6 protein-coding genes are annotated in these 8,023 nt (G+C 75.1%); 2 read left to right on the top strand and 4 right to left on the bottom strand.

Features of this window, described 5'->3' with window-relative positions; all coding sequences use genetic code 11:
- Positions 1-73: 73 nt before the first annotated feature.
- The 4 genes from ACFCY7_RS28275 to ACFCY7_RS28260 form a co-directional block, all read right to left on the bottom strand.
- On the bottom strand, positions 74-286 hold the full coding sequence (locus ACFCY7_RS28275) for a DUF397 domain-containing protein (RefSeq protein ID WP_376488882.1): 213 nt from the start codon (positions 284-286) through the stop codon (positions 74-76).
- Positions 287-550: 264 nt separating this feature from the next.
- Positions 551-715, bottom strand: a complete 165-nt coding sequence (gene rpmG, locus ACFCY7_RS28270) for a 50S ribosomal protein L33 (protein ID WP_367823178.1) — start codon at positions 713-715, stop codon at positions 551-553.
- Between the two features lie 88 nt (positions 716-803).
- On the bottom strand, positions 804-3,143 hold the full coding sequence (locus ACFCY7_RS28265) for an FUSC family protein (protein ID WP_376488880.1): 2,340 nt from the start codon (positions 3,141-3,143) through the stop codon (positions 804-806).
- A 50-nt stretch (positions 3,144-3,193) separates the two neighbouring features.
- A complete protein-coding gene (locus tag ACFCY7_RS28260; protein ID WP_376488879.1) occupies positions 3,194-4,327 on the bottom strand; it encodes a DUF2786 domain-containing protein in 1,134 nt (377 codons plus the stop codon).
- A gap of 215 nt (positions 4,328-4,542) precedes the next feature.
- Between ACFCY7_RS28260 and ACFCY7_RS28255 the strand changes: the two genes are divergently transcribed.
- The gene (locus ACFCY7_RS28255) at positions 4,543-5,487 is read left to right on the top strand and encodes an ABC transporter ATP-binding protein (RefSeq protein WP_376488878.1); all 945 of its coding nucleotides are present in this window, start codon (positions 4,543-4,545) and stop codon (positions 5,485-5,487) included.
- Positions 5,481-7,610 carry an FtsX-like permease family protein gene (locus ACFCY7_RS28250; protein WP_376488877.1) on the top strand — a complete coding sequence of 710 codons (2,130 nt, stop codon included), beginning with the start codon at positions 5,481-5,483 and terminating at the stop codon, positions 7,608-7,610. Before ACFCY7_RS28255 ends, ACFCY7_RS28250 begins: the two co-directional genes overlap by 7 nt.
- The last annotated feature ends 413 nt before the right edge of the window (positions 7,611-8,023 follow it).

The raw sequence follows: 8,023 nt of genomic DNA, 5'->3' as shown, positions 1-8,023 counted from the left end.
GGCGTACACCGCCGGGGCCCTTCCGCATGTCTTCATGTCTTCGCGCGTCCCTTGCGAACGGGCGTGCCCGCCGTCACACGAGGTGGTCGAACTCCCCGTCCTTGACCCCCAGCAGGAGCGCCTCTATCTCCGCGGGCGTGTAGACGAGCGCGGGGCCTTCGGGGTGGCGCGAGTTGCGCACGGCAACGTTGCCCCCCGGGAGTTTGGCGAACTCGACGCAGGATCCCTGGGAGTTGCTGTGCCTGCTCTTCTGCCACACGACACCGGACAGCTCCGTGGCAGCCATGCCGTTGTACGCGTGATGCGCATGGTGCACTGGTAGCTCCCCGAGTTGCTTGGTGCAGGTGTCAACTTCCTCGGATCATAGCTGTGTTCACATGCCGATGCATGAGCAGATGCACGTGCACGAGGGGTGGCGTAGTGGCTACGCGACACAGCGTGCCGCCACCGCCTTCAGGCCAAGTTCCCCTGATCAGACGTTCCTGACGGGCCGTGCGGTTCCCCGCACGGCCCTCGCACGATCCTACGGCTCCCGATCCCGGGGGACGGGTCAGCGCTCCTCTCGGAAGTCGACGTGCCGGCCGGCGACCGGGTCGAACTTGCGCAGGGTGAGGCGGTCGGGGTCGTTGCGCCGGTTCTTGCGGGTGACGTAGGTGAATCCGGTACCGGCGGTGGACCGGATCTTGACGACGGGGCGGAGCTCATTGCGTGCCATGGAAGAGAGAGTAAATGAAAATGGGATCCATTGCCAATAATCTGAAGGAGAGCCGGGTCACCCTCGCCCGCCGCCGCACCGGGACGCCCTACCGCGCGCGCTCGGAGTCCGCCAGGGCCACCGCGACCTCGTCCAGGGCGTCCAGGAGGAGGACCGCGCCCTTGTGGAGGAGGAAGTGGTCCGGCGGATCGGCGGACCAGGCGGTCACCGTCTCGCGCAGGTCCTCCCACTGGGGCTCCCTGCGCTCCCGCACCTGCTTCGCACCCCGCTCCGTCGCCCGGTGCAGGGACTCCGCCAGGGTCGCGGCGGCCGGAACGGGCGGCGCGCCGCGCTCCGGCAGATGCGCCTCCAGGAGCATCGCCACCCGGCCGAACTCGGCGAGGGCGTGCTCGGCCTGCTCCGCCGCCGCGTGCGAGAGGCCCCGGTGGCGCACCGGCTCGTGGGTCGCCCGGTCCAGGGTCTCCTGCCAGGCCACCCTGGCCGCGCGGGCGTCCAGGACCGCCTCCCGGACGTCGGGGGAGACGGAACCGACCGGGTCGGCGTACCGCGCGGTGACGACGGCCGCGTACCGGCCCACCGCCGCCAGCCAGTCCGCGAGCCGGCCGCGCAGCCGGGGCGTCTCCCAGGCCGGGTAGACGGCGTACGCCAGCATCGCGAGGAGTCCGCCGATGAGGGTCAGGAGCACCCGGTCCCGCACGGTCTGCGTCACCCCCGCGCCGTCCATGCCCAGCAGGAAGACGACGTACGCGGAGACGCAGACCTGGCCGGCCGCGTACCCCGTCCGGATCAGCAGGTACATCCCGAACGCGCTCAGCACGGCCAGCGCCGCCAGCAGGTACGTGCCCGGATGCCCCCACTGCACCACCGCCGTCGCCAGCGCCACCCCGACGAGCGTGCCCCCGAACCGGGCCACCGAGCGCGCGTACGTCTGCGAGAAGTCCGGCCGCATCACCATCACCGAGGCCATCGGCGCCCAGTAGCCGTGCCCGAACGGCAGCACCGCCCCCAGCAGATAGCCGGCCGCCGCGACCACCGAGACCCGCACCGCGTGGCGCAGGATCGGCGAGTCGGGACGCAGCTCGGCGCGCATGTTCGCCGCCACGATCGGCGCGAGCCGGACAAGGGGAGGACGGGTCCGGGCGGCGCGGGCCTGCGACTCGGTCACCGGGGTCGGCGGCTTCGCCGGGGGCGGTGGCTTCGCTGGGGTCGGTGGCTTCGCCGGGGTCGGTGGCTTCGCCGGGGTCGGTGGCTTCGCTGGGGTCCCTGTGGATGCAGAGGCCCCTGTGGATGCCGGGGTCCCTGTGGATGCTGGGGTCCCTGTGGACAGCGAGGTGGCGGTGGACGCCGGGGTCCCTGTGGACGCTGGGGTGGCGGTGGTCCCTGCGGCGCCCGGGGTCGCTTTCTCCGGCGGTGGCGCCGGGGCTTCTCGCGGGGACGTCTCGGTGCGCGGCTCCGCCGTCTCCACGACGTCACCGAGGAGGGCGGCGAGGCGGAGGGCGGCGCGGCGGGAGGGGCCGGAGAGGATGCCGCCCGTGTCGGGGGTGCGGAGCGCGGCGACGGCGGGCGGGGGGACCGTGACCGGTTCGCCGTGGCGGATGGCGTGGGCGGCGGCGTCCAGGAGCGCGCCCGCGGCGGCGAGCAGCTCCCTGACCCGGTCCCGCTGCGGCCCCTCTTCCGGGACACCGACCGCCGGGTCGGCCAGCGAGGCGAGCACCGGGCGGATGCGCTCGGCGAGCCCGCGCGCGCCGTGGAGCTCCGCCGGGCGGCGCCGGGCCTGGCGGGGCGTGACGGCGGCGGCGCTGCGGGCCGTCATCAGCGGTACCGGATCGAAGGGCGCGACCGGGTCGTGGCGGAGGCGGCGGGCGTAGTCCGCCTCCGCGGCCAGCGCGTCCGCCAGGGCGTCGCGCTGCGCGCCCCAGCGGCGCACCGGGAGGAGCACGACCAGCGCGGCCTGCACGGCACCGCCCGCGAAGATCACGGCGGCGTGGCCGGCGGCCGTGGCGACGGACGTGGGGAGCGTGACCGTCACCAGCATGATCGCCACGTTGGACGAGGCGATGATCCCGGCGGTCGGCCCGGCGGCCCAGGCCAGGCCCGAGAGGAACGTCCAGGAGAGCAGCAGCGCCAGGAACAGCACCTCGTGCGCGCCGGTGAGGTAGCCGAGGAAGGTCGACACGGCGAGGCTCGCCCCGGACGCGAGGGCGAGCGTGGGCCGGGGACGCCACGAACGCTGGAACGTGGCGATGGCGGCCTGGAACGCCCCGAAGGCCGACGACGCGGCGACCGCCGGGCCGAACAGCGCGAGCGAGAACCCCACGACCAGCGCCAGCCCCAGCGCGCCCCTCGCCGCGACGGCGGGCTCCAGCGGCCGCCGCTCCACGGTGAGCCCCGAGCGGGAGGTCGCCTTCAACGCCCGAAGCCAGCTCATGCGCCGAGCGTATCCGCGATTCCCCACCAATCCGACATTCAGCCCACCGGTTACGCCTCCGGACGGTCCCGCAGGGAAGCCCGGTCCGGGTGCAGCCCGGCCCGGTCGGCGGCCGAGGAGCCGTGGTTCCAGCCGGCCTCGTCCCAGGCGGCACGCACGCGCGTGGTGCGGGTCTCGGGGAAGAGCTCGTCGGTGCGGCTGGTGACCGCGAGATCGCGGGAGGCCAGGGCCGGCAGCAGCGAGGGCGCCTCGGAGGCGACGCGGCGGGACGTCGAGGCCAGGCGGGCGCCCAGCCGGTTGGCGTACGCGAGCAGGAACGACTGCCGGAAGGACTTCGTGCGCTTGCGACCGCCCGCCCGCTGCTCCGCCTCCGCCCGCGTCATCGCCGCCGTCCCCTGGACGAGCAGCGACGTGTACAGCAGCTCGACCGGGTCCAGGTCCGCTTCGAAACCGACCACCGTCGAGAAGCCGTACGCCTCGTTCCACACGGCCCGGCAGTGGTTCGCCGTGGCGACCGCGTCGAGCAGGATCGCCTTCGCCTGCTCGTACGGCGGCTCCACCCCGATCCGTATCGCCCCGGGCGTCTCCGGGGACGGCGCGCCCGCCGCGAGCGTCGCCTCGTCCAGGCTGTGCCGGGCCATCAGCTCCTGGGCCTTGGCCGTCAGCGCCTCCGCCTCCTCCGGGTACCCGGTCGCCTCCGCCTTCGCGAGCAGCGCCCTGATCCGCGTGAGCATCCGGGGTTCGCCGACCGCCGCCGGAGGCAGGACGTCCCCCGGGACCGGGCCCACCGCGTCCAGGCGCGGAAGCCGGACCAGGAGCCGGTACAGCTCCAGGACGGTCGTCGCGTACGAGAAGCGGTCCGTCGGGCGGACCGCCGCCCCGTCCAGCTCGTCGAGCTGCGCCTGCCAGCGGTGCGGCAGCCTGCCGTACCCGGCCGTCTCCGTCCTGACCAGCCCGCACAGGAGCCGGACGTGCTCGTCCGACAACTCGCGGCGGGCCGTCCGGACCAGGTCCGCCGGCTGCCAGCCGCGCCCCCACAGCACGCGGACGAACTCCTCGCCGCGCCGGACCAGTTCCCCGTCCGCGCCCCGGTCGGCGGCGAGCAGCGACGCCGCCGTGTCGAGCGAACCGTCGTCGCTCGCGTACAGCGCTTCGAAGGCCCTGTCGATGCTGGTGGTGCTCACGCCGTGCCCCTCGTATCCCTTACGTCTCTCACGCCGGTCACGTCTCCCGCGTCCCACGCCCCCACCACGATGGTCTCAGCCGTCACGGCCTCCCGGGGAACCCGGGAAGGGCAGACGGATCCGCGCAGGCCGTACGGGAGGGGTAGGGCCAGGCATACCCCCGGACGCCCGCCAGTGGTCGTGATCCGCGCGGGCCGAAACGGTTCGCTTGGGTCATGACCACGACGACCCCCGCCCCCGCCGCCCCCACCGTCGCCGTACGGCTCCGCGGGCTCACCCGGCACCACCGGGACGTCCGCGCCCTCGACGGCGTCGACCTCGACTTCGGCACCGGGACCTTCACCGCCGTCATGGGCCCCTCGGGCTCCGGCAAGTCCACCCTCCTCCAGTGCGCCGCCGGTCTCGACCGGCCCACCACCGGCACCGTCGAGGTCGGCGGCGTCGCCCTCGACGGGCTGAGCGAACGGCGCCTCACCCTCCTCCGGCGGGACCGCATCGGCTTCGTCTTCCAGTCCTTCAACCTCCTGCCCTCCCTCACCGCCGCGCAGAACGTCGCCCTCCCCCTCCGCCTCGCCGGCCGCCGGCCGTCCCGTACGCGGGTGAGGGACGCACTCGCGCGCGTGGGCCTCGCCGGGCGCGAACGGCACCGCCCCGGCGAACTCTCCGGCGGGCAGCAGCAACGCGTCGCCATCGCCCGGGCGTTGATCACCCATCCCGCCGTCCTCTTCGGCGACGAACCCACCGGCGCGCTCGACTCGACCACCAGCCGCGAGGTCCTCGACATGCTCCGGGAGCTCGTCGACCGGGACGGCCAGACGATCGTCATGGTCACCCACGACCCCGTCGCGGCGGCCCGCGCCGACCGCGTCGTCTTCCTCGTCGACGGACGTCTGGCCGGCGAACTGCCGGCCCCGACGGTGGAGACGGTCGCCGCCCGGATGGCGGGGCTCGAAGCGGGAGCCACGACCGGAGCCGGGCCGACGGGTGGCGCGAACACCGGGACCGAGCCGGCCGTGGCAGCCGCGGCGGCAGGAGCAGGCGCCGGGACCGTGGCGGCCGTGGCAGCAGGAGCAGGCGCCGGGACCGTGGCAGCCGTGGCGGCAGGCGCGGGGACGGCTGCGGCCGGTACCGACGGCGTCGTGGGGAGCTCCGCATGCTGACCGTCGTCCTCTCCGGGCTCCGGGCCCGCTGGGCCTCCTTCCTCGGCGGCTTCGTCGCACTGGCCCTCGGGGTCGGGCTGCTCACCACGATGGGGCTCGGACTCTCCGCCACCTTTCACGCGCCCGAGCGTTCTCCCCAGCGGTTCGCCTCGTCGCCGGTCGTCGTGCAGGGCCGGGACCGGCTGGTCCTCGACGTGCTGCGGGGGCCCGACACCGCGTCCGTGGCACTGCCGCTCGACCGTCCACAGCCTGTGGACAAGGAAGTGCTGCGGGAACTCCGGGCCCACTGGACGGTGACCACGGGCGACGGCGCCCCTCACACCGCCGACCCGGACGCCGTCGGGGTCGACGCACCCGCCGACCAGGTCAGAACCCTGGTCGGCGACCGGGCCCAGGTCCTCACCGGCGCCGACCGGGTGCGCGCCGACCCCGACCCCGAACGGGACGCCCGGGCGCTCACCGCGCTGAACGCGCTGCTCGGCACCGCCGGCGGGGTGACCGCCTTCGTCTCCGTGTTCGTGGTGGCCTCCACGTTCGCGTTCGCCGTCGCACTGCGCCGCCGCGAGTTCGGACTGCTGCGGACCGCCGGAGCCACCCCCGGGCAGGTCCGGCGACTCCTCCTCGCCGAGGCCGCCGCGCTCGGCGTGCTCGCCTCGGCCACCGGGTGCGCGCTCGGCGCCCTGGGCGCGCCCCTGCTGGCCCGCACCCTCGTCGACGGCGGCCTCGCGCCCGCGTGGTTCACGATCGGCGGGGCCGACTGGCCCTTCCACACGGCCTTCTGGACCGGAGTGACCGTCGCCCTCTCCGGCGCCGTCGCCGCCTCGCGGCGGGCCGGGAAAACAGGCCCGACGGCCGCACTGCGCGACGCGGACGTCGACACCGACACCCTGCCCCTCGGCCGCGCCCTGCTCGGCACGGGACTGCTCCTCGCCGGGGCCGGACTGCTCGCCTGGACCTACGCCACCGAACCGTCCGAGCTGCTCAAACGGAAGACGTACACCACCCTCCCGATGCTCCTGACCGGCGGCGTCGCCCTCCTCTCCCCCCTCCTCGTCCGCCCCGCGGCCCGGCTCCTCCGGCTCCCCGGCGCCGTCGCGACACTCGTACGGGAGAACAGCGCCGCCTCCGTCCGCCGCACCGCCGCCATCGCCGCCCCCGTCCTCGTCACCGTCGCCCTCGCCGGAACCCTCTTCGGCTCGGCGACCAGCGTCACGCACACGCGTGGCGCCGAGGCACGGGCCCAGACGACCGCTCAGTACGTCGTGACCGGAACCGCGTTGAGGACGGTGCCCGCACCGGCCGGAGCCCTGCTCTCCCCCACCGCGACCACCTCCCTCTTCGCCCGGGACGGCGACGAGGCCGTCGTCAAGTACGGCGCCCGCGCGGTCACCGACCCGGCCGCCTTCGCCGCCCTCACCCACCTGCCCGTGGTCGCCGGCGACCTCCGCGACCTCGACGACCGCTCCATCGTCGTCAACGAGGAGTTCGCACACCACCGCGTCGGCGAGACCGTCGACGTGTGGCGGGCCGACGGCAGCGGCCCCGTACACCTGCGGATCGCCGCCGTCCTCGCCCTCGGCACCGGCGACAACGGCCCCTACGTCACCCGCGCGCACGCCCCCGGCGCCGCCATCGACCGCATCGACGCGAGCGGCGGCGGTACGGCCACGGCCCGGGCCCTGGAGACGAGCGGCGGGACCGTCCGGACCGCCGACGCCTGGGCCGCCGCCCGCCACGCGACGAACACCCCCCAAAACCGGCTGGGCATGATCCTCGTCCTCGGCATCGCGCTCCTCTACACCGTGATCGGCCTCGCCAACACGCTCCTCATGGCGACGTCCGTACGAGGCCCCGAACTGGCCTCGCTCCGCCTCGCCGGAGCCACCCGCGCGCAGATCCTCCGGACCGTCACCGGCGAGGCGACGCTCGCCGTCGCCATCGGCGCGCTCCTCGGCCTCGCCGTCACCGCCGCCGTCCTCGGCACGCTCGCCGCCGCGCTCTCCGCCCTCTCCGCCCCCGTCGCCCTCGCCCTCCCCCTCACCCCCCTCGCCGCCTCCACCGCCCTCTGCGCCCTCGTCGCCCTCGCCTCTTCGGCCCTCCCCGCCTGGCGCCTCACCCGCTGAGCCCCCATGGTGGGACAACGGGGCGGTGACAAGGGTCGGAGCCGGGTCACCGCCCCACCCGAGGCCACGGGGGCGCCCCCCGCAACCCCTGCCCAGGCCTGCGCCCACTGCCCACCCATCGCCGTGCGGGCGCCCATCGCCGTGTGGACGCCGCCCCTCCCCGCACCCCGCCCGGGCTTGGCGCCCGCTACCCGCGGCCCGTCCACCTCCGTGTGGGCAATCGTCCCTCCCCCAGACTCCGTCCGGGGGGACCCCCACGCCCCTGCGGAACAGTTGCCCACAACGCGGGCGGCGACAGGCAGGGCGAAGCCTGCAACACAGGCAGCGGAGGTGCAGCCCACAACCCAGGCCCGGGCGAGGGCGCAGCCCGCGGGACGGGGGCTGTTGGAGGGTGCGGCTCGCAGCCGCGGGAT

Source organism: Streptomyces sp. NPDC056361, assembly GCF_042262805.1.
Lineage (GTDB): Bacteria > Actinomycetota > Actinomycetes > Streptomycetales > Streptomycetaceae > Streptomyces.
The sequence above is the reverse complement of the archived record's forward strand: the minus strand, read 5'-3'. Positions and strand labels throughout refer to the sequence as shown.